Origin of the sequence: Brevundimonas bullata, assembly GCF_014207965.1 — a bacterium.
Classification (GTDB): Bacteria; Pseudomonadota; Alphaproteobacteria; order Caulobacterales; family Caulobacteraceae; genus Brevundimonas; species Brevundimonas bullata_A.
Window position 1 is genome coordinate 188,450 of the sequence record NZ_JACHLM010000003.1, and the last position, 25,995, is coordinate 214,444.

General features: G+C 67.5%; 32 protein-coding genes and 1 tRNA gene. 11 read left to right on the forward strand and 22 right to left on the reverse strand.

All coding sequences use genetic code 11. The features are described from left to right. Window positions 1-71 precede the first annotated feature (71 nt). The 6 genes from HNP51_RS09575 to HNP51_RS09600 all read right to left on the reverse strand — a co-directional run bounded on the left by HNP51_RS09575 (window position 72) and on the right by HNP51_RS09600 (window position 4,772). Complete coding sequence (locus HNP51_RS09575; RefSeq protein ID WP_184270019.1) at window positions 72-503, reverse strand: hypothetical protein; 432 nt, start codon at window positions 501-503, stop codon at window positions 72-74. A gap of 144 nt (window positions 504-647) precedes the next feature. Continuing rightward, window positions 648-1,118: an IPTL-CTERM sorting domain-containing protein gene (locus tag HNP51_RS18350; protein WP_221415854.1), complete on the reverse strand. Its 471-nt coding sequence runs from the start codon at window positions 1,116-1,118 to the stop codon at window positions 648-650. A gap of 159 nt (window positions 1,119-1,277) precedes the next feature. After that, entirely contained in the window at window positions 1,278-2,375 is a 1,098-nt protein-coding gene (locus HNP51_RS09585; RefSeq protein ID WP_311769941.1) for a DUF5694 domain-containing protein, read from the reverse strand. A gap of 173 nt (window positions 2,376-2,548) precedes the next feature. Continuing rightward, window positions 2,549-3,040, reverse strand: coding sequence for an acetyltransferase (locus HNP51_RS09590; RefSeq protein ID WP_184270015.1), 492 nt, complete (start codon window positions 3,038-3,040; stop codon window positions 2,549-2,551). Further along, window positions 3,037-4,191 (reverse strand): serine hydrolase, encoded by a 1,155-nt coding sequence (locus HNP51_RS09595; protein ID WP_260398467.1) that lies wholly within the window; start codon window positions 4,189-4,191, stop codon window positions 3,037-3,039. The genes HNP51_RS09590 and HNP51_RS09595 overlap by 4 nt, the downstream gene beginning before the upstream one ends. Window positions 4,192-4,265: 74 nt before the next feature. Continuing rightward, window positions 4,266-4,772 carry a MarR family winged helix-turn-helix transcriptional regulator gene (locus HNP51_RS09600; RefSeq protein ID WP_221415853.1) on the reverse strand — a complete coding sequence of 169 codons (507 nt, stop codon included), beginning with the start codon at window positions 4,770-4,772 and terminating at the stop codon, window positions 4,266-4,268. 27 nt (window positions 4,773-4,799) lie between these two features. Here HNP51_RS09600 and HNP51_RS09605 point away from each other — a divergent pair, with 27 nt between their 5' ends. Beyond that, entirely contained in the window at window positions 4,800-4,976 is a 177-nt protein-coding gene (locus HNP51_RS09605; protein ID WP_221434175.1) for a hypothetical protein, read from the forward strand. A gap of 92 nt (window positions 4,977-5,068) precedes the next feature. On the opposite strand, the gene HNP51_RS09610 is transcribed toward HNP51_RS09605, so the two are convergent. After that, window positions 5,069-5,145 (reverse strand) — tRNA-Arg (locus tag HNP51_RS09610). 283 nt (window positions 5,146-5,428) lie between these two features. Here HNP51_RS09610 and HNP51_RS09615 point away from each other — a divergent pair. Beyond that, the gene (locus tag HNP51_RS09615; protein ID WP_184270009.1) at window positions 5,429-7,927 is read left to right on the forward strand and encodes a helicase-related protein; all 2,499 of its coding nucleotides are present in this window, start codon (window positions 5,429-5,431) and stop codon (window positions 7,925-7,927) included. 10 nt (window positions 7,928-7,937) lie between these two features. Then, entirely contained in the window at window positions 7,938-8,240 is a 303-nt protein-coding gene (locus HNP51_RS09620) for an RNA-binding S4 domain-containing protein (protein ID WP_184270007.1), read from the forward strand. Between the two features lie 16 nt (window positions 8,241-8,256). Here the strand turns inward: HNP51_RS09620 and HNP51_RS09625 are convergent, their stop codons facing one another. Then, a complete protein-coding gene (locus HNP51_RS09625) occupies window positions 8,257-8,895 on the reverse strand; it encodes a YceI family protein (protein ID WP_184270005.1) in 639 nt (212 codons plus the stop codon). 171 nt (window positions 8,896-9,066) lie between these two features. On the opposite strand from HNP51_RS09625, the gene fdxA reads away from it, so the two are divergent. Then, window positions 9,067-9,408, forward strand: coding sequence for a ferredoxin FdxA (fdxA, locus tag HNP51_RS09630; RefSeq protein ID WP_184270003.1), 342 nt, complete (start codon window positions 9,067-9,069; stop codon window positions 9,406-9,408). 312 nt (window positions 9,409-9,720) lie between these two features. Then, the gene (locus HNP51_RS09635) at window positions 9,721-10,281 is read left to right on the forward strand and encodes a CarD family transcriptional regulator (RefSeq protein WP_184270001.1); all 561 of its coding nucleotides are present in this window, start codon (window positions 9,721-9,723) and stop codon (window positions 10,279-10,281) included. 80 nt (window positions 10,282-10,361) lie between these two features. On the opposite strand, the gene HNP51_RS09640 is transcribed toward HNP51_RS09635, so the two are convergent. The 4 genes from HNP51_RS09640 to HNP51_RS09655 all read right to left on the reverse strand — a co-directional run bounded on the left by HNP51_RS09640 (window position 10,362) and on the right by HNP51_RS09655 (window position 12,786). After that, window positions 10,362-10,937, reverse strand: coding sequence for an HNH endonuclease (locus HNP51_RS09640; RefSeq protein WP_184270611.1), 576 nt, complete (start codon window positions 10,935-10,937; stop codon window positions 10,362-10,364). A 136-nt stretch (window positions 10,938-11,073) separates the two neighbouring features. After that, window positions 11,074-11,472, reverse strand: a complete 399-nt coding sequence (locus HNP51_RS09645) for an ASCH domain-containing protein (RefSeq protein WP_184269999.1) — start codon at window positions 11,470-11,472, stop codon at window positions 11,074-11,076. A 10-nt stretch (window positions 11,473-11,482) separates the two neighbouring features. Beyond that, a complete protein-coding gene (locus HNP51_RS09650) occupies window positions 11,483-12,133 on the reverse strand; it encodes a trimeric intracellular cation channel family protein (protein ID WP_260398435.1) in 651 nt (216 codons plus the stop codon). Beyond that, window positions 12,130-12,786, reverse strand: coding sequence for a DNA-3-methyladenine glycosylase (locus HNP51_RS09655; RefSeq protein WP_184269995.1), 657 nt, complete (start codon window positions 12,784-12,786; stop codon window positions 12,130-12,132). Before HNP51_RS09655 ends, HNP51_RS09650 begins: the two co-directional genes overlap by 4 nt. A gap of 57 nt (window positions 12,787-12,843) precedes the next feature. Here HNP51_RS09655 and HNP51_RS09660 point away from each other — a divergent pair, with 57 nt between their 5' ends. Continuing rightward, window positions 12,844-13,968, forward strand: a complete 1,125-nt coding sequence (locus tag HNP51_RS09660) for a cupin domain-containing protein (RefSeq protein WP_184269993.1) — start codon at window positions 12,844-12,846, stop codon at window positions 13,966-13,968. Between the two features lie 7 nt (window positions 13,969-13,975). Then, window positions 13,976-14,824 carry a tRNA glutamyl-Q(34) synthetase GluQRS gene (gluQRS, locus tag HNP51_RS09665; protein ID WP_184269991.1) on the forward strand — a complete coding sequence of 283 codons (849 nt, stop codon included), beginning with the start codon at window positions 13,976-13,978 and terminating at the stop codon, window positions 14,822-14,824. Window positions 14,825-15,107: 283 nt separating this feature from the next. Here the strand turns inward: gluQRS and HNP51_RS09670 are convergent, their stop codons facing one another. The 3 genes from HNP51_RS09670 to HNP51_RS09680 all read right to left on the reverse strand — a co-directional run bounded on the left by HNP51_RS09670 (window position 15,108) and on the right by HNP51_RS09680 (window position 17,411). Further along, entirely contained in the window at window positions 15,108-15,311 is a 204-nt protein-coding gene (locus HNP51_RS09670; RefSeq protein ID WP_184269988.1) for a cold-shock protein, read from the reverse strand. 198 nt (window positions 15,312-15,509) lie between these two features. Next, window positions 15,510-16,247 (reverse strand): extensin family protein, encoded by a 738-nt coding sequence (locus tag HNP51_RS09675; protein WP_311769940.1) that lies wholly within the window; start codon window positions 16,245-16,247, stop codon window positions 15,510-15,512. A 60-nt stretch (window positions 16,248-16,307) separates the two neighbouring features. Further along, on the reverse strand, window positions 16,308-17,411 hold the full coding sequence (locus HNP51_RS09680; RefSeq protein ID WP_184269984.1) for a serine hydrolase: 1,104 nt from the start codon (window positions 17,409-17,411) through the stop codon (window positions 16,308-16,310). Window positions 17,412-17,508: 97 nt separating this feature from the next. Here HNP51_RS09680 and ppk2 point away from each other — a divergent pair, with 97 nt between their 5' ends. After that, the gene (ppk2, locus tag HNP51_RS09685) at window positions 17,509-18,252 is read left to right on the forward strand and encodes a polyphosphate kinase 2 (RefSeq protein ID WP_184269982.1); all 744 of its coding nucleotides are present in this window, start codon (window positions 17,509-17,511) and stop codon (window positions 18,250-18,252) included. Window positions 18,253-18,258: 6 nt separating this feature from the next. Here ppk2 and HNP51_RS09690 read toward each other — a convergent pair whose 3' ends face one another. The 4 genes from HNP51_RS09690 to HNP51_RS09705 form a co-directional block, all read right to left on the reverse strand. Further along, window positions 18,259-18,903, reverse strand: a complete 645-nt coding sequence (locus HNP51_RS09690; protein ID WP_221415851.1) for a hypothetical protein — start codon at window positions 18,901-18,903, stop codon at window positions 18,259-18,261. Between the two features lie 64 nt (window positions 18,904-18,967). After that, window positions 18,968-20,065: a serine hydrolase gene (locus tag HNP51_RS09695; protein WP_184269980.1), complete on the reverse strand. Its 1,098-nt coding sequence runs from the start codon at window positions 20,063-20,065 to the stop codon at window positions 18,968-18,970. Window positions 20,066-20,133: 68 nt separating this feature from the next. Then, window positions 20,134-20,940, reverse strand: a complete 807-nt coding sequence (locus HNP51_RS09700) for an AraC family transcriptional regulator (RefSeq protein ID WP_184269978.1) — start codon at window positions 20,938-20,940, stop codon at window positions 20,134-20,136. Between the two features lie 107 nt (window positions 20,941-21,047). Continuing rightward, a complete protein-coding gene (locus tag HNP51_RS09705; protein ID WP_184269976.1) occupies window positions 21,048-21,263 on the reverse strand; it encodes a DUF4287 domain-containing protein in 216 nt (71 codons plus the stop codon). A gap of 124 nt (window positions 21,264-21,387) precedes the next feature. Here HNP51_RS09705 and HNP51_RS09710 point away from each other — a divergent pair, with 124 nt between their 5' ends. After that, on the forward strand, window positions 21,388-22,407 hold the full coding sequence (locus tag HNP51_RS09710) for a UbiA family prenyltransferase (RefSeq protein ID WP_184269973.1): 1,020 nt from the start codon (window positions 21,388-21,390) through the stop codon (window positions 22,405-22,407). A 26-nt stretch (window positions 22,408-22,433) separates the two neighbouring features. Further along, window positions 22,434-23,267, forward strand: coding sequence for an RsiV family protein (locus HNP51_RS09715; protein ID WP_184269971.1), 834 nt, complete (start codon window positions 22,434-22,436; stop codon window positions 23,265-23,267). A gap of 179 nt (window positions 23,268-23,446) precedes the next feature. Here HNP51_RS09715 and HNP51_RS09720 read toward each other — a convergent pair whose 3' ends face one another. The 3 genes from HNP51_RS09720 to HNP51_RS09730 all read right to left on the reverse strand — a co-directional run bounded on the left by HNP51_RS09720 (window position 23,447) and on the right by HNP51_RS09730 (window position 25,109). Further along, a complete protein-coding gene (locus HNP51_RS09720; protein ID WP_184269969.1) occupies window positions 23,447-24,370 on the reverse strand; it encodes an alpha/beta fold hydrolase in 924 nt (307 codons plus the stop codon). 137 nt (window positions 24,371-24,507) lie between these two features. Further along, a complete protein-coding gene (locus HNP51_RS09725) occupies window positions 24,508-24,705 on the reverse strand; it encodes a helix-turn-helix transcriptional regulator (RefSeq protein WP_184270605.1) in 198 nt (65 codons plus the stop codon). Beyond that, entirely contained in the window at window positions 24,705-25,109 is a 405-nt protein-coding gene (locus HNP51_RS09730) for a hypothetical protein (protein ID WP_184269967.1), read from the reverse strand. Before HNP51_RS09730 ends, HNP51_RS09725 begins: the two co-directional genes overlap by 1 nt. A 227-nt stretch (window positions 25,110-25,336) precedes the next feature. Between HNP51_RS09730 and HNP51_RS09735 the strand changes: the two genes are divergently transcribed. Beyond that, complete coding sequence (locus HNP51_RS09735) at window positions 25,337-25,993, forward strand: methyltransferase (protein ID WP_184269965.1); 657 nt, start codon at window positions 25,337-25,339, stop codon at window positions 25,991-25,993. The last annotated feature ends 2 nt before the right edge of the window (window positions 25,994-25,995 follow it).

Genomic DNA, 25,995 nt, shown 5'->3' on the forward strand with positions numbered 1-25,995 from the left:
CCTGATGGAGTTTGTCTTTCACCCAGGGGACAACGGGGGCAAGCAAAGCCCGCCCCCTCCTTGGCTCCTTCTCAGGGAAGCACAGACCGCATGGTCACGGCGCCGATCGACCCGCCGATGGGCAGGAGGCGCACCCTCATGCTGGCCGCGCCGCTGAACCCGCCGCGCGTCCGGTCGGTCAGGGTGAAGATCATCCTGAAGCCGTCCTGAGCCATGACGACGACCAGCTTGCCGTCCCGGATGCGGCAGTCAGCGGGCTCGCCGTCGAGGACGCAGGCCAGCTGTCCATTGGCCTGGGCCGCGACCGTCAGCGGAAAGTCGAGCCTCTGCCCTCCGTCCCTGGCCTTGAAGGTGATGCTGACGTCCTGACGCTCGGCGGGCGTGACCGCCAGCCGCCAGTCGCCTACCACCTCCCGGCTGGTCAGGGGCGCCTGAGCCCACGCTGGCCCGCCCAGGCACACCGCCGCCAGCAGAGCCGCCGCCCCCGCCTCAAACCTCGCCATGACGCCTCCGTGGGTTGCTCCCCCCGCTAGCATCAGGCGCCCCGGCCGAACTGACCCGTGAATTTTCAGCAAGGTTCGACGACTTCGCACACAGCTTCGCCATTGACTGACAGGGCTGTTCAGGGTTCGACGCCGCCGGACGGCCTATGCGGCCATGCGCCGACGCTGGATCATCACTGCGGCGCAGCCCGCCAGCATCAGGCCTAACAGGATCATGGCCCATTCCGTCATGGTGGGAACGGCAGCGGGAGCGGCGACGACCTGCATCTGATAGGTCTGTGTGGTCGAGGCGGGCAGGAGGCAAGGCGTCGCCACAGGCATGTACGGAGGGATGGGGCTGGGCATCATGCACGTGGATGCGGCCGAGCCTGTGACGTTGACGCTGAACACGTAGGTTCCCGCCGTTGTCGGGGTCCCGGTGAGCGTCGATCCCCCTACGGCTAGTCCCGGAGGCGCCACGGAAGTCGCATAGGCGGGGGTGATGTAGCCGGGGGGAGACGTTAGCGAGGTCGAATAGGGACTTCCAACCTGCGCCGACGGCAGCACGATTTGAGCTGACGCCGTTCCCGCGATCAGAACCGTTGCGGCCGCAGCCGCAGCGAATAGCTTTTTCATAGCGCCCCCTGGAGTTTGAACCCGCTGGCCTAACAGCGTAATTAAAGCTTCACAATAGAACCCGCTGCTAGTGAAGCTTTTCTGTCGCCAGCCGCCGTGGCTTCGCGGATCGAGATCAGGGCGGCTTCGCTGCGCGCCGCCCCGACCGTCACGCCTCTGTCAGCGCAGCACCGCGCCCACGTCCGCCAGCACCACGTCGTGCATCTGGTTCAGATAGGCCTCGTAGTAGCCCTTGTGCGAGGCGCCCACGAGGGCCAGCATCCTGACGCCCGGCTTCACCCCCATGACGTCGCGCATATTGGCGACCATGCGCAGGTTCCGCGTCTCATAGGCCGCCAGGTACATCCGGCCGTAGCCCTCGGGCGACGGGTCCTTCTGGGCCGCGCCGAAGTCGCTCTCATAGGCCCGGCGCATCGCCTCGGGGCTGTTGTAGTAGCGATAGAGGTTCATCAGGCCGTCGGGCTGCGACAGCCCGTCGTCCAACGGCGCCTCCGCCGCCTTGCGCTCTTCGCTCGCCGGGTTGTTCCAGACCTGGCGGATCGCCCGGGCATAGCTCCTGATGTCCGCCGGATAGCGGTCGGCCGAGTGGTCATCGACGCTCCAAACCCGCTCCAGCCCCAGACGGGCGGCCAGGACGGCGGCGACGGAATCGCTCTCGTTGATGCTGTCCAATTGCTTGTTCAACTGCGCGACCAGGGTCGCGTCCAACCCCTCGCCCTCGCGGCGCTCGCTCGGCGCCAGGCGCAGCCACTGGACGAAGGCCGAGGTCGGCTCGCCCGCCGCCAGGAAGACCGCCGCCAGACGGCGACGCTGCTCCGGCTTCGGAGTCGCGGGCCATGCCGCCAGCATCCGCTCGGCCTCGGCGTTGGCCGCCGGAACGTCCAGACCGATTTGCTGACCGGCGTGGCTGACGTCCTCGCAATAGTCGCTGATAGACATGGCGTAGCGCTGCGGATAGCGGCGCATGGCGTCGCATTGCAGACCCGAGACGTTCTCGATGGCGATCACCTCGGGCGCCCAGGCCGCCAGACGATCCAGCAGCGGCGTCAGCATCTGGGCCGTCACCGCGCCGCCCATCTGGGACAGGTGCGGCGAGCCCACCACCAGCACCTCGTTGACCCGGCCCGCCGGCGGTCCCTTCAGCTGATCCGGGTGGAAGGCGGGACGATAGGTCTGGGCGGCGGCGCCGGACGCCCCGGCTAGTGCGACAACAACGCCCAGCGCCAGAAGACGGGCGGAAGAACGAGCAGATTTCACTTAAAACAGCCTCGAGGAATCGACAGCGCCGTCGACGACGCAAGCGGGACCATTAGAAGGAAATCCGTTCGCCGCTTCGTTAATTTCCTCTCATCTTCACGCCGCCCCGGTCCTGCGGCGCACGCAGCGAAATCCTATTTCCGAGGTCATCGGGCCGCGCGCCTGAAGCCGATCTACCGATGATGGCTTGCGAGCTGCATGTGCAGCAGGGGATAGGAACGACCTTGCCCGTCGATGGAGGAGCGACCGGTGATCTCAAAGCCCAGCCGTTCATAGAAGCCGAGCGCGTGGACGTTCTGTTCATTCACATCGACCGTCAGCACCTCGTGCGCGCCCATGGCGCGTTGCATCAACAGCTTGCCAATGCCTTGGCCGCGTCGATCAGGGCTGATGAAAAGGGCTTCGAGATGGGCGTCGTTGAGCAGCATGAAGCCAAGTGGGACGTCCTGGCTGTCGACGGCCACTTGGAAGTTCGCGGTGGGGAAAAAGGCGCGGACTTCCGTCTCGATGGCCTGACGGTCCCCGGGATCGAGAAAATCATGAGTGGCGTCGACAGCCCCTCGCCAGATGTCCACAAGGCGATCAGTGTCTGAGGGGCTGCTGGGACGGACCGTGAAGCTCAGCGTCTTCAAGTCGCCGGCCTCATGCGACGGCGTCCAGATCATCGGAGCAAATCCTGACTGATGCGATCAAAGAGGCGGGCCATCGCGTTCTCGGTCTGAAGATCCGGCGTGCGATTCATCAGGACGATGACGGCGTTCCCCTTCGCCGGATCAAAATAGAGGCTGGTGTAAACGCCCTGGTCTGAACCAGCGTGGCCGATAAGCCCGTTGCGATCTCGCCAGAAGAAGCGCTGCCGGTCGTCGATGCTGGGCGGCAGTTGTAGTTTCAGCATCTCATCGAACGAGGCGGTGGACAGCAGGTGGCCGCTGCGCGTCTTTCCCCCCGCCAGCATGCTCTGGGCCAGCAGGGCCAGATCCCGTGCCGACGCGTTCACGCCGCCATCCGGGTAGTTGGGGTTTCCAAACTGCGGATAGGCTTCGAGACGGCGGTCGCTGCTGGCGGGACGGAAGATCTTGCGGATGAGGAAGTTGCGTTTCGGTTGTTCCGTGTCTGCGCAGAGGCCGGTGAGGGGAAGGCACTGAACCACGTCGTATCGGGTCGCCAACTCGCCCGGGCCATAGTCAGCCAGGAGCCAGGAAGAGTTGGTCATGCCGAGAGGCTCGAACACGTTCGTCCTGGCGAGCGCGGCCAGGGGCGCGCGCCCGACGGTCTCGGCAACGGCGCCGGCGACACCGGCGCCCAGATTGCTGTACTCGCGTTCGGCTCCAGGCGCTGTCTTGAGGTAGTGGGCGCCGCCTTCATAGCGTGCGCCTTCTGGCGTCAGGAGGCCGCGAAGGTGATCGACCAGAGGCGTCGGCGAGTCCGCCCCCTTCTGGTAGTCCGAGACAACGTAGAAGTCTGCGATGCCGGATGTATGGGTCGCCAGTTGACGAATGGATATCGGCTGGCCATCGGCATTGGGATTGTTCACCCGGAAGGGCAGCATGGCGTTGATGTCAGCGTCCAGATCCAGCAGGCCCTTGTCGTGAAGCTGCAGCAGGACGATCCCCAATATCGGCTTGCTGATGGACGCAATGTTCATGGGCGTGTCGGCGGTCATCGGCTTGCGCGCTTTCACGTCGGCGAAGCCGTAGCCCTGCATGTGGACGACCTGGTGATCTCTCACGACCGCGACGGCCATGCCTGGAATCGCCTCTTCCTCCATCAGCGCTGGAACGAAGTCTGCAAAGGTCTGCGCGCTTTCGGACCGCATCACCTGCTTTGGCGAAGCCAGCCAATAGACCAGCAGGGCTGTCAGAATGACGCCCAGGGCGATGAGTGATTTTCTCACGATTGATCTCCGGGCGATTGGGGAAGTTCGAAGCGATCATCCATCGGACGGGCATTCAGAGCCGCCATGGCGCGGTCCAGAAGATCGCCGAGGTCGGCGCCGATGTCGGTGTCCAGACCCTCGAAAACGGCGGCCGCTTCCACATTGTACTGATGCAGAAGGCTGGCCTGCGCCTCGCCGAACGCGGTCAGAAAATACTCGGTGCGTCGGCGGTCGGCGGCGTCGGTTCGCTTTTCGATGACCTGAAGTTTGCTGAGCGTGGCGAGATGTTGCGCCACCGTCTGGTGAGGGTGCTCCAGCGCGCGGGCGACCTCTGTCACGGAAGCCGGCCCGCTCTTGCTGAGATGCAGCAATGTGGACGAGCAGGAGACAGGGAAGACCATGCCGTTGCGGGCATAGACCTTCGTCACCTGGGCCTGAATCAGGAAGGCCAAGTCCAGCAGCTTCTTGGCTGTGTAGGCCTTCCGCACGACGGCGCTGTCGTAGAAATCTCGATAGGTCATGGCTGTTTGATAACAATGCGCAGGGCATTGCGCAATGCCCTGCGCATTCACCTCAACCGGGTTCTGGACTATGTCCACGCCCACCTGGAGGACGACCTGTCTTTTGACCGGATGACCGAGGTCGCCTGCCTGTCTCCCTACCCCTGGAGCCGGATCTATTCGGCCATGCGGGGAGAGACCATCGTGGCGACATCCCTCGGCTGAGGCTTCAGCGCGCGGTGGAAGGCCCCAAATTGGGGAATTTTTCCGAAATTTTGTCTAGCAATTTCAATAACTTGCCGCACAACCAAAGGTTGTGGCGACCCCGGCAGGACTCCAACCTGCGACCTCGGCTTTAGGAAAGCCTTGCTCTATGCAGCTGAGCTACGGGGCCGTCGTGCGTCGTCCCTAGCGGGTCGTGGGGGCGAGGGAAAGCCGAAGGAGCCGGGTTTTCGACCCGGCAAGAAAATCCTAGTGATTAATCCACGTTAATCTACAATATCTTGTAGGGAACAAACCCTGAATCGGAGCGAATCGCTGATTCGGTCCCGATTCGTTTCGCCCCTGTTCCGCCTCCCGCCCGAACCCGTTTACGAATAGCCAAGCTCAAAAGGCGTCCGGGGCGCCGCATCGCCGCGCTTGACCCCGGCGCGGAAGGCGCCACCTTCTTCCCAGACATGAGCGACCGTTCCTCGGGCATGGCCCCCTCGCGCGTCACGGCGATCCTGGGCCCCACCAACACCGGCAAGACCCACCTGGCGGTCGAGCGGATGCTGGGTCACGCCTCGGGCATGATCGGCCTGCCGCTGCGCCTGCTGGCGCGCGAGATCTATGAGCGGATCGTCAAGCAGCGCGGGGCTGCCGCCGTCGCCCTGATCACCGGCGAGGAGAAGATCGTCCCGCCGCGCCCGGCCTATTTCGTATGCACCGTCGAGGCCATGCCGCTGGAGCGTCAGGTCGAGTTCCTGGCCATTGATGAAATCCAGCTGGTCGCCGACCCGGAACGCGGCCACGTCTTCACCCAGCGCCTGCTGCATGCGCGCGGTCGGTTCGAGACCATGTTCCTGGGGGCCGGGACCATGGCCCCGCTGATCCGCGCCCTGGTCCCCGAGGCCGAGATCGTCACCCGCGAGCGCCTGTCCACCCTGTCCTACGCTGGATCCAAGAAGCTGACCCGCCTGCCCCGCCGCAGCGCCGTCGTCGCCTTCTCGACCGAGCGGGTTTACGCCATCGCCGAGCTGCTGCGTCGCCAACGCGGCGGGGCCGCCGTGGTCATGGGCAGCCTCAGCCCCCGCACCCGCAACGCCCAGGTCGAGTTGTTCCAGTCGGGCGAGGTGGACTTCCTGGTCGCCACCGACGCCATCGGCATGGGGCTGAACATGGATGTGGACCATGTCGCCTTCGCGGGCTTGAGGAAGTTCGACGGCACGCGCACCCGCTGGCTGCACGCGTCGGAGATCGGCCAGATCGCCGGACGCGCCGGACGTCACCTGCGCGACGGCACCTTCGGCGTGACGGGCGAGGCCGAGGAGCTGGACGAGGACATCCTCGAACAGGTGGTTACTCACCGCTTCGATCCGGTCGAGGCCGCCGAGTGGCGTCACGGGCGGCTGGACTTCGACACCCTACCCGACCTGCTGCGCTCGCTGACGGTGACGCCTCAACGCTTCGGCCTGCGGCTGACAGCCCAGGCCCTGGACGAGACCCTGCTGCGGCGCTTCGCGGCGGATGAGGACATCAAGAAGATCGCCCGCTCGCGCGGCGCCCTGATGCGGCTGTGGGAGACCTGCCAACTGCCGGATTTCCAGAAGACCACCCTGGACGAGCACGCCCGCCTGTCGAAGGAGATCTTCACCGCCCTGACCAGTCGCCGGGGCCGCCTGACCGAGGACTGGGTCGCCCCGCGCTTCAATGATCTGGACCGCGACGACGGCCAGATCGACCAGCTGTCGGCCCGCCTCGCCGGGGTGCGGACCCTGGCCTATATCGCCAACCGCCCAGACTGGATGGATCAGGCGCAAGGGTGGCGCGACCGGACCAAGGCGCTGGAGGAACGGCTCAGCGACGTCCTGCACGAACGGCTGACCGCCCGCTTCGTCGATCGGCGCACCACGGCCCTGATGCGGGCGCTGAACGTGCGTTCGGACACCCTGGCGGGCGTGGCCGACGACGGCGAGGTGACGGTCGAGGGCGAGGTGGTCGGTCATCTGGAGGGGGTTCATTTCACCCCCGACGCGGGCGGCTCGGCCCTGGCCGACCGGGCGCTGCGACAGGCCGCGACCCGCGCCGTGGGACCAGAGATCGCGCGGCGCCTCGGCAAGCTGGCCGCCGAGGCCGACGAAGCCTTCAGCCTTCTTCCTAACCCGCGTTCAGGCGGCGGCGACGTCCTGTGGAAGGGCGCCCTGACGGCCCGCATCCTCAACGATGATCCCTTCGCGCCGCGCGTGCGGCTGCTGGGCGACCTTGGCCCGGTCCCGGCGCGCGAGCGGGCCCAGCGGCGCATCGAGGCCTGGCTGGCCTCGGAGGCCGGGCGCGCCCTTCGCGACCTTCGTCGCCTGCGTCAGGCGCTCGACACCGGCAGCCTGACCGGCCTGCCGCGCGGCCTGGCCTTTCGCCTGATCGAGGCGGGCGGCGTCATCACCCGCGCCGAGGTCGAGCGCGATCTGGCGGCGCTGAGCCAGCACGAGCGGCGCACGGTCAAGACCTTTGCGATCAGAGTCGGCGCCCACTCCGTCTGGCTGCCCGGCGCGCTCAAGCCCCGCGCCCGGCTGCTGGCCCAGGCCTTTGTGACCGAGGCCTTCCGCCCCGGCGGCGAGGCCCTCCTCCCCCTGCCCTCGCCCGTCCCGTCACCGCGCGCGCTGTCGGCCTTCGGTCGGCGCGCCGTCGGATCGTGGACCGCGCCGGTGGAGGCGCTGGAACGCTTCGCCGACCTGTCGCGCGCCGCCGGCAAGTCTGCGCTGTCCGACGAAGCGCTCACCGAACTCGGCTGGACTGCCGAACAGGCCAAACAGGTGCAGGCCACCCTGCGCCCGCCCCGCGCCGACAAGGCCCCGCGCCCCGGCCAGCCGACCGCCCCGCCCAAGGATTCGCCCTTCGCCGCCCTGGCCCAACTGACCCAGCCCGCCGCGCCCCCGCGCCGCAAGCGCCGCCCGAGGCGCAAGGCCGCGACTTCGTGAGCCCTGTCCCGTGACCCCCGTCGCGGACAGCGTCCCGCACTGCCGCATCGACCTGTGGCTGTGGCGCGCCCGCTTCGCCAAGACCCGAGGCATGGCGGCCGACATGGTCGAGCGCGGCCTGATCCGCCTGACCCACCACGGGGTCCAGACCCGGCTCGACAAGCCCAGCCGCAGCGTCCACCCCGGCGACGACCTGCTGTTCGCGCAGGGCGGGCGGCTGGTCGCCGTGCGCGTGGTCCAATTGGGCGAAAGGCGCGGCCCTCCCGAGGAAGCCCGCGCCCTATATGCGGCGCTCGACGCGCCAGAAGCCTGACCTGGGGAGGATAGCCTCAGGCCGCCGGCTTCACGAACTCGCCTTCGATGTGCAGCTCGACCTCGTCGCCCAGGGCCGGCAGGGCGAAGGTGATGCCGAAGTCCGAGCGCTTGATCTTGGCCTCGCCGTCGAAGCCGGCCTTGTAGCCGCCGCGCGTCTGGCCCGCCTGGTTGAACTCGACCTCCATGGTCACCGGCTTGGTCACCCCGCGCAGGGTGAGTTCGCCATAGACCATGGCTTCGTTCGGCTCCGACGGATCAACGACGATGCGGGTCGAGCGGAAGGTGGCGACCGGATGATTGGCGGTGTCGAAGAAGTCGGCCGTCTGCAGGTGCTTGTTCAGCCCGTCCGAGTTGGAATCCACCTCGGTCAGCGGAATGGTCGCCGTCAGGCTGCTGGCGGAAGGGTTGGCCGGGTCCAGCTTCAACTCGGCCTGAACATTGACGAACTGGCCATAATATTTCGAGAAGCCCAGATGATCGACCGACCAGGTGATCTTGCCGTGGGCGGAATCCAGCCTGTAGTCGCCGGCCTGAACCTCGGACGGGACCTTGGTCAGGGCGGCCTGGGCGACGACGGCGCCCCCGGCCAGAAGGCTGAGAGCGACAGCCCCCGCGCCGACACGAACGACTGCGGAACGAGCGACGAAACGCATGGGCGAACCTCCTCTTTGAACGATGATCTTCAACCGTATGGGATGCAGACGCGCCTCGAGCCCGTCAAGCTTCTCGCATCGCTGAACAGCGCCCTCGGTTGACACTTGGTTCCGACGGGGCCATTTGCCCGCCCTCGACCCTGATTGCGCCAGAGAGCCCGCCCGACCGCCATGACCTACATCGTCACCGACGCCTGCGTGAAATGTAAGTTCATGGACTGTGTCGAGGTCTGTCCGGTGGACTGCTTCTACGAGGGCGAGAACTTCCTGGTCATCGCCCCCGACGAATGCATCGACTGCGGCGTCTGCGAGCCGGAATGCCCCGTCGACGCCATCGTCCCCGACACCGAGGACGAGCCCGACGGCAAGTGGCTGCAGGTCAACGCCGAATACGCCAAGGTCTGGCCCAACATAACCGTCAAGGGCACGCCTCCCGCCGACCGCGAACAGTATGAACGCGAGACCGGCAAGTTCGAGAAATACTTCAGCACGAAACCCGGCAAGGGCTCCTAAGGTCTCGACACAATCCGGTCACAAAGTGCCGGAACCTCTCAGTCGTCCTGTGGATGTTTTGAGATTCCCCGATTTTATGATAGGTTCCTCCCTATTCGAAACGGGCGGTTCCGCAGTCATGCGCGCCGCCCGCGTTTGCGACAGTCCCCCGTTGAACAGACGGGGTCGGCCAGAGGTTCGGTGATCCGCTTTCGCTTCTGATGTGTGACCTGACCGCCCAACCGACGGGACCAGTTTCCGGCGGCGGGGTTGTTTTCGCCCATCGGCTGCATACAGCGCCTCGCTTTATCCCTGTTCCGGGAAAGGAATGACATGACGAGCAAGACCGGTCTGGAATTCAAGGTTGGCGACGCGGTGGTCTATCCCGCGCACGGCGTCGGCAAGGTCGCCGCGATCGAGACTCAGGAAGTCGCCGGCATGTCCCTGGAAGTCTATGTCGTGACCTTCGACCACGAAAAGATGACCCTGCGCGTCCCGACCAAGAAGGCCAAGACGGCTGGCCTGCGCACCCTGGCCGCCGACGACACCGTCACCAAGGCTCTGACGACCCTCAAGGGCCGCGCCCGCGTCAAGCGCACCATGTGGTCGCGTCGCGCCCAGGAATATGAAGCCAAGATCAACTCGGGCGACCTGATCTCGATCGCCGAAGTGGTCCGCGACCTGCACCGCGCCGACACCCAGCCGGAACAGTCCTATTCGGAGCGTCAGCTGTACGAATCGGCCCTGGACCGCATGGCCCGTGAAGTCGCCGCCGCCAACAAGATCGACAAGGACGCCGCCGTCGCCCTGCTCGGCAAGTCGCTGAGCGCCAAGAAGCCGGTCCCGACCGCCGCCGAACTGGCCGCCGCCGAGGCCGAGGCCGAAGCCGCCTGATCCACGGCGACCGACTGATACGACAAAGGCCCGGCGGAAACGCCGGGCCTTTTTCTTTGGCCCCGCCCATGGCCGCCCCCTTAGGGCTCCAGCTCGATGTCCCAGTAGAGGTAGTCCAACCAGCTCTGATGCAGGAAGTGAGGCGGGAAGCGGCGGCCGGCTTCCTGCAGCTCCCACGAGTTCGGCTGATGGGCGGTGCGGCGCAGAAGGGGCATTCCCGCCTGTTGCGGCGTGCGCCCGCCCTTCCTCAGATTGCAGGGGCCGCAGGCGGCGACGATGTTCTGCCAGGTGGTGCGGCCGCCCCGCGAGCGGGGGATGACGTGGTCGAAGGTCAGGTCCTGGGCCAGGCTGCTCTCGCCGCAATACTGGCAGGCGAAGCCGTCGCGCAGGAAGACGTTGAAGCGGGTGAAGGCGGGTTTGCGGTCCTGATCGACATAGGACTTCAGCGCGATGACGCTGGGCAGCTGCATCTCGATCGACGGACTGCGCACCACCTTGTCATAGGTGGCGACCACGTCGACGCGCTCCTGCCAGACGGCCTTGACCACTTCTTCCCAGGGCCAGATCGACAGGGGGTAGTAGGACAGGGGCCGGAAGTCAGCGTTCAGCACCAGGGCGGGCCAGCCGGACGGAGGACGGGTCAGGACCTGCATCAGGCCCTCCCGCGCATACGGGGGGATCTTGAGGCGACAGGAGTGAGGACACGTCTCCTTCCCTAGTCTTACAGCCTCAGCCTACGCCCGATTCCCCCTCATCGCCATGACCGACATGCAGCGTTTTCGTGACGCGGCGTCAGAAGACCTCGACCAGTTCAAAGCGTTCGCAGACCACCTTCATGCCCGGCGCCCATGTCCCTTCGCGACGGTAATAGGCCTCGTGCGCGTCGCGCCACCATTCATAGGTCAGGTCGCCTTCCCCCTCGGCCCGAGCGAAGTCCTCGCTGACCGCCTCGAAGGGCATGATCTCGACCTCGGTGGTGCGGATGGCGCAGCGCGGAACGCCGGCGCCGTCCAGGATGACGCTGACCTCGCCCACGGTCGGCATGATGTCCGCCTCGCACGCCGCCAGCGACGAACAGGTCGCCCGCTTGCCGCCCGCAAGAATGAGGGCCAGCAGCTCATCGGCCAGTTCGGGGCTGTCGCCGAACGGCCAGCGCGGCGCGTCGCGATAGGCGGCGGGAACATCGCTCATGGATCAATCCTCAGTTTCGACCCGGCGCGCTGGGAAAGGCCGGCAGGCTCCATCCCCACAACAGGGCGCCCGCGCGCAGGCCAAAGCCCGCCGCCACCGCCACCCCCACCGCCGGCCAGGTGGGCACGGTCAGGGCCTTCAAGCTCACAAACAGGCCCGCCGACAACAGAGCCGCCGTAATGTTCAACTCGCGCCGCAGCAGGATCGACGGCTGCCCCGCCAGCACATCCCGCACCACCCCGCCGAAGCAGGCCGTCAGCACCCCCATGACGATGCAGATCAGGGGCGCCACGCCATAGGTGGCCGCCTTGGCCGCCCCCATGACGCCATAGGCCGCCAGGCCGACTGCATCCAGCCACAGCAGAGCCCGGAAACGCCAGGTCCGCGCCCCCAGCACCCAGAAGGCCGCAGCCGCCAGCACGCAGACGGCGATATAGCGCCAGTCCTGCACCCAGAAGACCGGCGCCCCGATCAGCAGATCGCGCAGCGTCCCGCCCCCGACCCCCGTGATGGCGCCAAAGAAGGCGAAGGTCACCAGATCATGCTTCTCGCGCGCCGCCGCCAGGGCGCCGGTCGCGGCGAAGACGGCCACGCCGGCGAAGTCCAGCAGCGGCAGGACGGTCTCGGGCCGGGTCAGATCGGCGTCAGTCAGCGGGTTCAAGTGGACGGGTCCTCCAGCGCGATATCGCCACGCTTGACCCCTCCATACCATCCCCAGAGCAGATGCGCCGCCACTCCGCGATGCGGCCGCCAGATTTCCGCCCGCGCATAGGCCTGTTTCTCATTGGGACGCACTTCGCCCGCGTCCGCCCAGCGCATCGCCTCCTGCAAGGCCACGTCGCCGCCGGGAAAGACGTCGAGGCGCCCCTCGCAGAACATCAGGAAGGTTTCCGCCGTCCACCGGCCCACGCCCTTGATGGCGACCAGGGCCGCGACGGCCTCGACGTCGTCCAGCCGTTCCAGATGATCGAAGTCGATGCGGCCCTCGGTCTGGGCGCGGGCGATCTCGTGGCCGTATTTCGCCTTCTGTCCCGACAGGCCGAAGGTCCGTAGCGTCTCGACATCCAGCGCCAGAACGGCGTCGGGCGTCACCGTCCCGCCCAGCCCCTCCACCGTCCGTTTCCAGATCGAGGCGGCGGCGGCCACCGAGACCTGCTGCTCCACGATCATGCGGAACAGGCCCTCGTAGCCGCCGGGGCGCAGCCGCCACTCGAACACCGGTGTCGAGGCGTGCGCCCGCGCCAGCGCCGGATCGGCGGCGGCCAGGGCCTCGCGGGCGGCGGCGATAGAGGAGGCGCAAGGGGCTGTGGCCATGATGGTCCGTATCGACAGGGAAACGGCGCCGCTCTAGCGTGGCGGCCGATGCGCACCTTGAACGAACTTCTTCACCCGATCACCCCCGATCGCTTTTTCGCTGAGTTTCACGGCCGGAAACCGCTGCACATTCCCGCCGCAGACGGCGCGACCAAGCGGAGCCTGCTGGATTGGGACGGCTTCAACGCCCTGTTGAACCAGTCGTCGATCTGGACCGCCCAGACGCTGAAGCTGGTGCGCGACACGGTGGCCATCGCGCCAGACCAGTATTGCCGACACGTCCAGACCCAGTCGGGCCCCGTGCTGCGCCCCGACCCGGCCAAGGTGGCCGTCTTCCTGGCCACCGGCGCCAGCCTCATCGCCGGGGACACGCAGGAGCTGACCCCGCGCCTGGCCGACGCCTCGGCCATGCTGGGCCGCGCCTTCGCCGCCGCTATCGGGGTCAACCTCTACTGCTCGTTCAAGGGCGTTCAGGCGTTCGGGACTCACTATGATCTGCACGATGTCTTCGCCCTGCAGGTCGAGGGCGAAAAGGTCTGGCGCCTCTACGAAAACCGGGCCGAAAGCCCTGTCGACTTCCCCTCTGACACGCCCGAGACTCGCCGCTGGCTGGAGCAGAGCCGGGGCCGCCTGATGGCCGAGGTGCGGATGCGCCCCGGCGACGTCCTCTATCTGCCGCGCGGCTGTTATCACGACGCCCTGGCCCAGGACGGCGCCTCGCTGCACGCCACCTTCTCGGTCACCCCGCTCTATGGGCGGATCATCTTCTCCCTGCTGGAGCAGGCCGCGATGCAGGATCCGGCGTTCCGCGCCTATATGCCGCCCGCGGCCCTGGACGGCGGGCGCCCGTTGCAGGCTCATCTCGCCGACCTCGGCCAGCGCCTGGCGCGTCTGACCGCCTTGCCCGCCTTCCGCGACGAAGTGGCCATGTCACAAGAGAAGCTGGCCCCCCGCCCGGCCCGCTTCGCCCTGCCGCAGGCGTTGACGCTCACCGCCTATCGACCGACCGGGCTGCTCGGCCCCGCCTTCACCGGCCCCGTCGCGCACGCCATGCGCTGGGCCCTGTCCCAGCCGGACTTCGCCCTTGAGGAGTTGATCGCCCAGTTCGACTTCGTGGCCGAGGCCGATATCCGCGTCGCCGTCGACCAGGCCGAAAAGGCCGGAGCGCTCAAGCGTTTCTGATCCGTCGATGTTCGCCACCCGCTTCGCCCCCTCGCCGACCGGACGCCTGCACCGGGGCCACGCCTTCTCGGCCCTGACGGCCTGGACCGCGGCGCGCGAGGCCGGCGGGCGCTTCGTCCTGCGCATCGAGGACATCGACCCGACCCGCTGCAAGCCCGAGTTCGAAGCCGCCATCTATGAGGACCTGGCCTGGCTGGGTCTCGACTGGGAGACGCCGGTGCGGCGCCAGTCCGAGCATCTGGCCGACTACGCCGCCGTCATCGAGGCGCTGAAGGCGCGCGGGCTGGTCTATCGCTGCTTCCGCACCCGCAAGGAGATCCTGGACGCCATCGGCGACGCCCCGCACGGCCCCGCCGAGGCCGTCCGCCCCGGCCCGCATCCGTCCGACGAGGAGGCCCGCCTGCTGGCGGAGGGCCGCCCCTACGCCTGGCGCCTGTCGCTGGAGCGCGCCCGCGAAACCCTGGGCGGCGCGGTCTGGAACGCGCTGTCCTTCGTCGAGGAAGGCGAAGGCCCCGACGGCGAAACCGGCCTGATCCGCGCCCGCCCGGAAACGGCGGGCGACGTGGTCCTGGCGCGCAAGGACGCCGGGACCGCCTATCATCTGGCGGTGACCCACGACGACGCCCTGCAAGGCATGACCCATGTCGTGCGCGGCCTGGATCTGTTCGAGGCCACCCACATCCAGCGCCTGATCCAGACCCTGATGGGCTGGCCCGCGCCCGTCTATCGCCACCACCGCCTGCTGACCGGCCCCGATGGCCGTCGCTACGCCAAGCGCGACCAGTCGGTGACCCTGGCCGAACTGCGCGCCGGCGGCCTGACGCCCGAGGCGTTAAGGGCCGAGTTGGGGTTCTAGGGCGCGAGGTCGCCCCGCCGCCCTCACTGAACTCCTGCCGCCGTCATCCTCGGGCTTGACCCGAGGATCGAGCGTAGGGGCACGCTCAACCTCGCTGGCGTCGCGCAGGCGGACAACCCGATCCTCGGGTCAAGCCCGAGGATGACGGCGGCTTTGGTGGTGACGGTGTTGTTGTCTTTTGCGCTCAAGCAGCGCGGCTCCGCGAGCCGCGCGTTAGCGCTCTTCTCTTCCAGGCAAAAAGAAAGGCGCGGAACCCGTAGGTTCCGCGCCTTGCTCGTCGGCCTTAGAGAACCTTGAGGTCCACGGCCGAGGTCTTGCCGCGCTGGTCTTCCAGCTCGTATTCGACCTTGGCGTTTTCATCGAGGCCTTGCAGGCCTGCCTTCTGAACCGCGGTGACATGGACGAAAACGTCCGAGCCGCCGTTGTCGGGCTGGATAAATCCATAGCCCTTGGTCGGGTTGAACCACTTAACCGTGCCGGTCGCCATCTTAGCGTCTCCGTAAACGCGCTTTGCCAGGCGGATTTCCATGCTGGAGAATCCGTCAGTCCATCTGGACAAGCTCGTTCAGGCGAAGGAGCGAGACGCGGGTTTGGACCCCGCGAAAAATCCGGACTGCCCGACTTTGTCACCCGACTATCCACAGGTCGTCAACTGTAAAGCGCATGTCGCCACACGCCGTTTGAGTTAACGGGGCGACCGCGTGCAGACGCCCCTGGCGGCGCCGTCGAGGTGGAAGTGATCACGATGGGCCGCGTTGTAATCGGGTGTCAAAACATTGCCGAACAGGCGACAACCGCCGTCGCGCAGGCGTCTCAGAAAGACCGCGCCGCCCGCCCCTGCTGCGCCCCGCCCATCCCAGTCTCGCAAGACCGACACCGTCCGCCCGTCAGCCAAGCGCACGCTCGCAACATCCATGGCGTTGGCGCGGGCGTGCTGGCTGGGCCGCGCGGTGGTCTCCTGCGATCCATAGATGCGGCGACAGGCATAGGTTCCCAGGCTGTCGATCCGCGCCGGCTCCACCCCCAGGACGTCACGGGCGGCGGGTTGCAGCACGTGGCGGTCCCACAAGACGTGACGCACCGCGAGCGGACAGCGCATGGCCAGGCCGCTCGGACTGACCGGGGTCATCTCGCCCCCGGTCAGGCGCACCGCGCCCCGCACCACGCAGAAGCCGCCGTCGTCGCGATCCTGCCCCCGCCGCACCTGAACCCCGGCCTGACGCAGCAGGGCCAGACAGGCGGTCGTGCGAGCCTCGACCTGTTGCGGCGAGGCCCGATCATCCACCTCCAGGCGTGCGACCTTGTCGGCGGTGGCCCAGCCTATGGGCTGGCGCAGGTCCAGCGGCTTCCACGGCAAGTCCTGCGGCGGCGCGAAGGCGTCCAGCAGAAAGAACAGCCCGCAGGCCAGCAGGCCCAGGGTCACGATCCCGCTCCAGACATCGGCCAAAGGTGCAGGCTTTGCTGTCATCCCCAAACCAATGCCCTAGAGCGCGCGCAGGATCCCCATTGCCAGGGCCTGACAGGCGGAACCGCCGCGCCCGCCGTCGTTCGACAACCCGAACAAGGCCCGCCCGCCCGCCGGATCTACGATGGCGATAGCGTGCCACATCGTGTTCGACCCCTCGTGCGCGATCACTGGCCCCCTGGCCCAGGGCTGGGGCGGCAGGACGATCCAGCCGCAGGCGTAGGACTGGCCGTCAGCCGGGGTGATCAGCCGTCGCACCGTCTCAGGCTGCAACCAGCCGCCGCCTTCGGTCAGGAATATCTGCAGGAAACGGGCATAGTCCGCCGCCGTCATTTGCGCCGTTCCCGCCGGACCGAGCGCCAGCGGATTGTCGGAGCCGTCGTCGCTCGGATCCATGGCGATCGCCGTCTCGCCGATACGACGATGGCCCCAGGCGTTCTCCCCTTTCGGCGCACCGAACCCGGCCGAGGTAAGGCCCAGCGGTGTGAACAGTTCGACCTGCATCGCCGCCTCCCACGACCCGCCGGTGATGGCCTCGATAGCGGCGCCGATCAGGACATAGTTGGCATTGCCGTATTCAAAGGTCCCGCGCTGGCCCGATGGCGGCGCGACCAAGGCCTTCTCGACGATGGCGCGGCGCTGTTCAGGCAGGGACTTTTGATCGGCCCGCGCCGTCATCAGCCAGGCCATGCCCATGACGGCCTCGTCCTTCAGCCCCGCGCTGTGGCTCATGAAATCGTCCAACGTCGCGCCGTCCCAGCCTGCGTCGATGCTCACGCCGGGAAAGGCCTCGGCCAACGGCATGGCCCAGCGCGCCCGCCCCTGCTCGACCAGCCGCGCGAACACCGCCGCCGTCATCGCCTTGGTGTTGGAGCCCAGGTGCCAGCGGTCGCTGGCCAGAGCCGAAGCGTCCTGCCCGCTGCGGCGAACACCCCGCACGCCCGACCATGCCAGCCCCTGCGCCGTGACCAGTCCGCCCGCCAGGGCGGCTGGCTTCACCCCGTCAAAGGCGGCGCCCAGCGCCGCGTCAAAAGCTGTGACCGGCTCAGCGACGGCGGCGGCGGCGGCGGGCAGGACGCCGGCGACGGCGCTGGCGGCGATGACATGACGACGATTGATCATTTCGGGCTCCGTTGCGTTCCATTCACAACAGCCAGGCTGGCGGCGCCAGTGAATTTGCCGCAAGCTTCGTTTATCGCAACAATGGGACGCTTCCTTCATGGCCAAGGACAACTACGCCGACACCCTGGAAGCGCTGCAGATCCAACTGGTCGAGACCCAGGCCTGGGCCATCGAACAGGAGATGAAGATCGTCATCGTCTTCGAGGGCCGGGACGCCGCCGGCAAGGACGGGGCGATCAAGCGCATGACCGAGTTCATGGCCCCTCGCCAGACCCGCGTCGTCGCCCTGCCCAAACCCAACGACCGCGAACTGACCCAGTGGTATTTCCAGCGCTACGCGGCCCACCTGCCCGCCGCGGGGGAAGTCGTCTTCTTCAACCGCTCCTGGTACAATCGCGCCGGGGTCGAGGCCGTCATGGGCTTCTGCACCCCCGCCCAGCACGAGCGCTTCCTGCATGACGCCCCGCATTTCGAGCGCATGCTGACCCAGTCCGGCGCCGTCCTGATCAAGCTGTGGCTCGACATCAGCCAGGAGGAGCAGTCGCGGCGGCTGGACGAACGCACCACCCACCCGCTGAAACGCTTCAAGGTCTCGCCGCTGGACGCCGAGGCCCAGAAACGCTGGAGCGACTATTCCGCCGCCCGCGACCAGATGCTGGAGCGCACCCATTTCGACTATGCCCCCTGGACCATCGTCGCCACCGACAACAAGAAGAAGGCGCGGCTGAACATCATCCGCCACGTCCTGCACCAGCTGAACTGCCCGGGTCTTGAGGCCAAGCAGCCGGACCCGGACATCGTCTTCAGCGCCGACAAGGCCGAGGGGCGGCTGGCGAAGTAGCCCTTCTCAGTCGTCGCCGAACAGGCGGCGGTTCTTGTCGATGAAGGCGTGGATGGCCCGGGTCAGCGGCCCGTTCTGACGCCCCTTCAGATAGGCCCAGCCCGCGCCCGCCCCGATCAGGGCGCCGCCCGTATCGACGATCAGGTCCCACATGGTGTCGACCAGACCGGACTTCTGCGTGTTCAGGCCGAACAACTGGTCCAGGGTGAACTCCCAGATCTCCCACACCGCGCCGATCATGACGGCGAAGCAGAAGGCGAAGAAGGCCACGGTGAAGGGCGCCGCCGTCAGCCGGTTTCCCTTGACCAGCATCAGCATCAGCAAGGACCCGACCAGGCCGAAGGCCACCGCCGAGCCGCCGTGCAGCACCACGTCCCACCACCAGTAGCGCTCATAGAAGTCCCCGACCTCGCCCAGCACCAGGGTCGCGCACAGGAAGGCGGCGATGGCGCTGACAAAGGCCGTCGGCAGGGTCACGCCGATCCTCTCCCCCACCCAGATCGGAACCAGCGACAGCAGCAAGGTCCCCGCCGCGACAAAGGTGATGCTGAACGCCCCGGTCAGGAAGCCGCCCACCGCCGCCCCGATCAGGATGATCCAGGTCAGGTACAGGATGTTGGGCGGCCGGTTCGATTGTCGAGGCAAGGTCATCGGCTGGCTCCTGCGGACCGCAACAACCTTAAGGACTAGACCTGTCCGGAGCTGTAGTCAGCCCCTACCGCGTGTTGATCGACGCCAAGGCGTGTTCCGCGATCAGCGTGTCGGCCAGGCCGTGGGGATTGCGCACGTTGTAGTTCTCAGTGGTCACAACCACGACGGCGTCCAGATCCGGCACGATCACCACCTTGTTGCCGCCGGTCCCCGCCATCGCCCAGGCCGCGTGCGGCTGGCCGTTGACGGTGTAGGTCGGCAGCCAGATCAAATAGCCATAGTCGCCGCGCTGCGGATCGACGCTGGCCTGGGGCGTCGTCATGGCCACGGCGTAGTCCTCGGGGATCACCTGACGCCCTTCCCACTGGCCCCGGTTCAGAAGCAGTTGGCCCAGCGTCAGCAGGTCGCGGCTGCGCAGCCCCAGACCCCCACCGCCCTGGGGCAGGCCCTTCGGCGAGATCTGCCATTCCTCGCCCTCTATCCCCATCGGCGCGAACAGGGCCCGGCGCGCAAAGGCGTCCAGAGGCTCGCCCGTCGCCGACTGGACGACCGCGCCCAGCGTGGTGGACCCGGCGGTGCAATAGCTGAAGGCGCGGCCATAGGGCTGATCAGCGGGTTTGGGAATCCAGGCAGGGAAGCCCCTGATCGGCAGGTCGAAGGCGAACTTCACCCAGTCTTCGATCAGGTACATCCGCTCTTCATTGCCGCGCGAAAACTGATTGTCGTCATCGCATTCCAGCAAGGAGCTCATGGTCAGCAGGTCCTCGACCGTGATCGCGGCCTTGCGCGGGTCGGGATTGTCGAAGGGGCCGTGGGACGCAATGAAGGGCATGACGGGCGCATCAATGCTGGCGATGTCGCCCTCGCCGATGGCCGCGCCCACCAGCATGGCGGTCACCGTCTTGGTCGCCGATCGCGTGTTGCGACGCGCCTCGGCGCCGCCCTCGTCGAAATAGGTCTCGTGAACCAGCCGTCCGTGGCGGGCGATCAGCACGCTGGTGATCTTCTGGAAGGTTCCGGCGCGCACGGCGGCGTCCATGGCGGCGAGCCGCTCGGCAGAGGCCCCCTGACTTTCCGGGGAGCCGGTGCGCCAGGGCGTCTGGGCTGAGACGGGGGTGGCGACGGCGAGCAGGGCGCAGGCGGTGATAACGAGGCGATACATGAGGGAGATCTCCTGAAGACGTGCTGCGTCGCACACCCCTTTGCGGCCGTCTTGAACAGGTGAAACCGCTAGCGAAAAATCGCCCGGTAACGCGCCGGGCTCAGACCGTAGATGCTTGTGAAATCACGGGTCATATGGCTCTGGTCGGCATAGCCCGTCGCGGCGGCCAGGGCGGCCAGATCGGCCCCGCCCGCCATCAGGCCTGCGGCGCGATCCGCGCGGGCCTGCCGGATGGCCGCCGCCGGCGATTGGCCGTAGTGACGGCGATAGCGCCGCGCCAGCGAGACCGGATGGACCCCGACCTCGGCGGCGATGCTGCGGACCTCTATCCCCGGATGGGCGCCCATGTCGGCGATGATCTCGCTCGCTCGCCACAGCCATTCCGGCGCCGGGTCCTCGTCCAGTTCATCCGGCGACAGGACCGCCCCCGCCAAATCAAGCGCCAGCCCTTCGATGATCATCTCATCGCCCGCAAGAAATCGCGCGGTCGCCCCGACCAGCCGCCTGACCACGCCTTCCGCCGCCCCCCGCAGACGCAAGGGATCGCCCAAGCGCGCGCCCGAAGGCGGCATGAAGCTGAGCGACAGAAACCGCCCGCCCGCCTCATCAAAACAATCGCGATGCTCAACCCCTGCCGGGTTCCAGACCAGGGCCCCGGGACCAAAGGCCTGATCACGCGGGGTCAGGGGATCATGCGCCAGACTGCGGTATCCGGCGTCCAGCGCCAGCACGAAATGGGCGTCTTCATGCGAATGAAGGTGAACCTGTTCCGGCGGCAGGGTGGCGATCCTCAGATCGACCTTGTAGCCATGCGCCCGCACGCCGCGCGCCTGCGCGCCGAGGAATTCGCCCGGAGAAAGCGACGGACTGGCCATGGCGAAGGGTCACTCTTTTACTGGGCCTTGCCCGCCAGAGGTCGGGGAAGCGGTTAAGCTTTGCAGTGTTCTCTGACGGCTACGCCCTGGACGCAAGCGCCTGTCCCCTACTTCAGCCCGTCTTCCGCCAGGGTGTGCGCCACGATGGCGTTGGCGTGGCCGTGGCCCATGTCGTGCTCGTCCTTGAGCAGGGTCACCAGCTCCATGTGCTTGGCCGGATAAAGGGCGCGGACCTCGGCCTTCCACTCGCTGATGGGCCGTCCGTACTTCTTCTCGATGGAGGGGAAATAGGACGCGGGGCCCTTGATCGGCGCTTCAGTCATCGGCGGCTCCCTCCAGTTGCGTCGACACTAAGCGCAGCCTGCCCCCATCCCGCAAGCGTCTCGCATCACGCCGATCGGACACTCCCCCTTCACCCGCGCCCGCCTGAGGGTCTAAGACCCTGTCATGAGCACAGCCCCGCTTCCCGACGCCGCCCGCCAGAACTGGGTGGACCGCTACGCCCCCGAGGGGCTGAAGCCGTGGCTGAAGCTGGGCCGCTTCGACCGCCCCATCGGCACCTGGCTGCTGCTGCTGCCCGGCTGGCAGGGGATCATGCTGGCCCTGAACCAGTACGACCGCCCCTTCGGCGGCTATGAGCTGTGGCTGATCGTGGGCTTCGCCATCGGGGCCTGCCTGATGCGCGGCGCCGGCTGCGCGGTGAACGACATCGTCGACCGCGACTTCGACGCCCAGGTGGCCCGCACCGCCCTGCGCCCCATTCCGGCGGGTCAGATCAGCGTCAAACAGGCCTGGGCCTTCGTCGCCGGTCTGTGCCTGATCAGCCTGGGCATCCTGCTGACCATGAACCTGACATCCGTCCTGCTCGGCGCCCTGTCGCTGGGACTGGTCGCGGCCTATCCCTTCATGAAGCGCATCACCTGGTGGCCCCAAGCCTGGCTGGGCCTGACCTTCAACTGGGGGGCCCTGCTGGGCTTTGCGGCGGCGACCGGCGGCCTGTTCTCGTTGGGTTGGCTCTATGTGCTGCAGGTCCGCGCCAGCGGCGACGCCTACTGGATGGCGGAGGGGCTGAACCAGATGGGCCATCTCGCCCTGTCGGCCCTGCTTCTGTACGCCGGCGGCGTCTTCTGGACCCTCGGCTACGACACCATCTACGCGCTTCAAGACATCGAGGACGACGTCATGGCCGGGGTCAAGTCCTCGGCCCGGCGTCTGGGCGCCCAGGTCAAGCCGGGCGTGGCGATCTTCTACGTCCTGGCCGTCCTGCTGGCGGGCGCCGCCGGTTTCGTCGCCGGTCTCGGCCCCGTCTTCTATGTCGGTCTGGCCGCCTACGCCCTGCATCTGGCCTGGCAGGTCAAGGCGCTGAAACCCGAGGACGGCGCCCTGGCCCTGCGCCTGTTCAAGTCAAATCGCGAGGCGGGATTGATCCTTCTGGCCGCCATCGCGTTCAACGGCCTAGCTTCCTGATCGCGCCCTCCCAAAAGGAACTCCGCATGACCTCGTACCGCGTCCCGCTTCGCGCCCTCCTCCTGACCGTCGCCGTCGCGGCCTCCCTCGCCGCCTGCCAGCGCAACGAGCAGAAGGCGCCCGAGGCGTCGAAGGCCGCCGCTGCGGTCGCCGCCGACGGCCCGCTGAAGTACGAAAGCGCCACCCCCTACGCCAAGGTCAGCCTGACCCTGCCGGACGCCATCAAGACCCAGCCCGAGCTCTACGCCGCCCTCTATCGCCAGGAAGTCGCCGACCTGGCCAAGTACGCCGAGGGCGCCCAGGCCGACCGCACCGAGGCCGGCGGCGAGAGCGCCATGGGCCCCTATGAGAAGACCATCGCCTATGGCGATCCGGTCCAGACCGGCCGCCTGTTCAGCGCCATGCGCACCGACTTCGACTATTCCGGCGGCGCCCATCCGAACACGGTCGCGACCGCCCTGCTGTGGGACAAGGCCGAGAAGCGCCGCATCAGCCCGGCCGACCTCTTCGCCAAGGGCGCCGACCTGTCGTCGCTGGAGCGCGCCCTGTGCGACGCCGTCAACACCGCCAAGAAGGCCCGCCCCGGCGCCACCCCGGTCAAGGTCGGCGGCGACACCTGGTCCTGCCCCAAGCTGAAGGACGTGGCCATCGTCCTCGCCCCCGGCGATGCGCCGGGCAAGGCCGGCGGCCTGACCTTCCTGCTCGACGCCTATGCGGTCGGTCCCTACGTCGAAGGCGCCTACTACCTGACCCTGCCCGCCTCGACCTTCCAGACCCTGCTGGCCCCGGCCTATGCGTCGGAGTTCGGCGGCAAGCCGCTGAAGACCGGCGACGTCACCAACGACCTGCGCCCGAAGTAAGGGGTTCAGGGCGCGCCTGATCCCATCGGGCGCGCCCCTCTCATCCGCTCATCCCCGCGGAGGCGGGGACCCAGTGCTTTGGCTACAAGAGTGACCGCTCAAGTCTGGCGTCGCCTATCCATCGGCGGCATGTGAGGCTCTCACTGGGTCCCCGCCTCCGCGGGGATGAGCGGGTATGGTCAATCCGCCAGAAACTCCTCCACCAGCACGCCCAACCGCTCCGGCTGATCGGTCATGATGAAGTGGCGGCTATCGTCGACCCGGACCAGCTTCACCCCCGGCAGGGCCGCGTACTCCCGCCCCCAGACCGCGTCGGCCATCGCCGTCGGCGCCCCGCCGTTAGCGTCCGCCGCATAGACCGCCCAGACCGGCGTGGTCATCGCCGCCAGACCCGGCCGCACGTCCGTCGTCATCACCTCGCGGATGGCCGAGGCCATAGCGTGACGGTCCGAGGCCATTGACCAGTCGACCATGGCCGCACGCGCGCCTTCCGTCTTCATCATGCCGACCGCCGTCTGTTCCTGCTGCTGGCGGAACTCCACCGCGTCAGTGTTCAGGATCGTCGCCGCCGCCTGATCGGCGAAGGGCTTGGCCCCTTCGACCGTCGCGGTCGGCCCGAGCATGGCGCTGAAGAAGGGCAGGCTGTCGACGCTCATCACCCGCCCCACCGCCTCAGGATGCTGCTGCGCCAGCATCAGCCCGCTCAATCCGCCCATGGAATGACCGATGACGGCAGGTCGGTTCAACGTCGCCGCATAGCGGGCCAGCGCATCGACCGCCGGCTGGACGAAGGCGCCGTCCCCATGGCTCCACGGCTCGCCCGCAAATCCGGCCAGTTGCACCAGATGCACCCGGTGCGTCGCCGACAGGCGCTGGGCCAGCGGCCGCCACACATCCCGCGACGAGGCGAAGCCGGGGATCAGGATGACGTCCGGCCCCTGCCCCATCACCTCGACCGACAGGCGGTCGGAGGTAAAGGCGGGCGCTTCAACCCGAACCGGCTCGGCTTGGGCGGGCGAGGAGACAGTCCCTGCGGTCCAGCCAATGGCGGCGGCCAGCATGAAGGCGCGAAGGGTCTTGGCGGGAGCGGAGATCTTGGACATGGGGTTTCCTTTCGATTTTGGGATGGACCCGCCGTCGTCGCCCTGGGTTCAGGACGCGCGCGGTCGCTCTCCGGGACGAGCCCGGAAATGGCGCGGAAAAGCGAGACAGAAAAAGTAAGGTTAGGCTGACAGAGGCGTCAGGCGTGGGGGTTCTCGAACACCTCTTCCACCGGCCGCGCGAACAGGGCGGCGATGCGGTAGGCGAGGTCCAGCGAGGGGTCGTGCTTCTCGGTCTCCAGGGCGTTGACGGCCTGACGCGAGACCCCCAGCGCCTGACCCAGCTGTTCCTGGGTCCAGTTGCGCTCGACGCGCAGCAGTTTCAGCTTGTTCTTCATCAGTTCGACGACCGGACCAGGGGTGCGACGCACCCGAAGATGGCCCAGAACAGCGGGTAGATCAGCCAGCCCTCGGCGTGCGGCGCCCCGGCGAAGCTCTCGCCAAAACCCCAGGCGCTGAACAGGGCCATGGCCACGCCAGCCGCGACGATGAACTGCTTGGCCGTCACCGCCCGCACATATTCGTCCGAGTCACGCATGAAGCTCAGCGTCGCCCAGATCTGGCCGGCGATGGGCGCTGAAACCGCCAAGGCCAGCACCCAGGCGACCGGCTTGCCCTGGATAGCGTCAAAGGCCCCGCCGATGGTCGCCAGCATGACGGCGACATAGCCGCCCATGAAGGCCATGGTGCGGATGAAATACCGCCGCCCGGCAGGGGTGTTCTGTTTGCTCATCGTCAACATGGAAGGCGCTCCTGACTGAATGTAAGGCCAACCTTACACGAGCCTTGTGTCACGTCAACCTGACTTTTTGTCAGGCCAGCATGATTTTGTCATCCCGGCCCAGCCTCGCCGCGCGAGGCGCAGAGCCGGGACCGCCCAAGACGCCGCCGCCTACGCTTCCTGCGGTCCCGGACAGCCCTCCGGGCTTCCGGGATGACAAACAATTGCCTGCCCCCTAGACACCCCCCATGCGCCTCACCCCCGCCAACGCCCCCGACTTCATCGCCGCCAACACCCGGCTGCAGGCCGTGCCGCACGCGCCGGAGATTTCGCTGTGGCTGGCGGACGAGATCACGCCCCTGTGGCGACTGACCGAGGAAGAACTGGGCGCCATGGGCCTGCCTCCGCCCTTCTGGGCCTTCGCCTGGGCCGGCGGTCAGGCCCTGGCGCGCTGGCTGCTGGACCACCCGGATCAGGTCGCGGGCAAGCGGGTCCTCGACCTAGCGACCGGATCCGGCCTCGGCGCCGTCGCGGCGATGAAGGCGGGCGCCGCCTCCGTCCTGGCCGCCGACATCGACCCCTTTTGCGCCGCCGCCGTGGCCGCCAACGCCCGATCCAACGAGGTCGAGATCGCCTTCACCGACGCCAACCTGCTGGACGCCCCGCCGCCGCCCGTCGACCTGATCTGCGCCGGCGACGTCTTCTATGAAAAGCCGATGGCCGAGGCGGTCCTGGCCTGGCTGAAACAGGCGCAAGCCAACGGAACCCGCGTCATCGTCGGCGACCCGGGCCGGACCTACTTCCCCAAGTCGGGCCTGACCCTGCTGGCCGAATACACCGTCCCCACCACGCGCGAACTGGAGGATCAGGAGGTCAAGCGCTCGCGCGTCTGGTCGCTGGACTGATC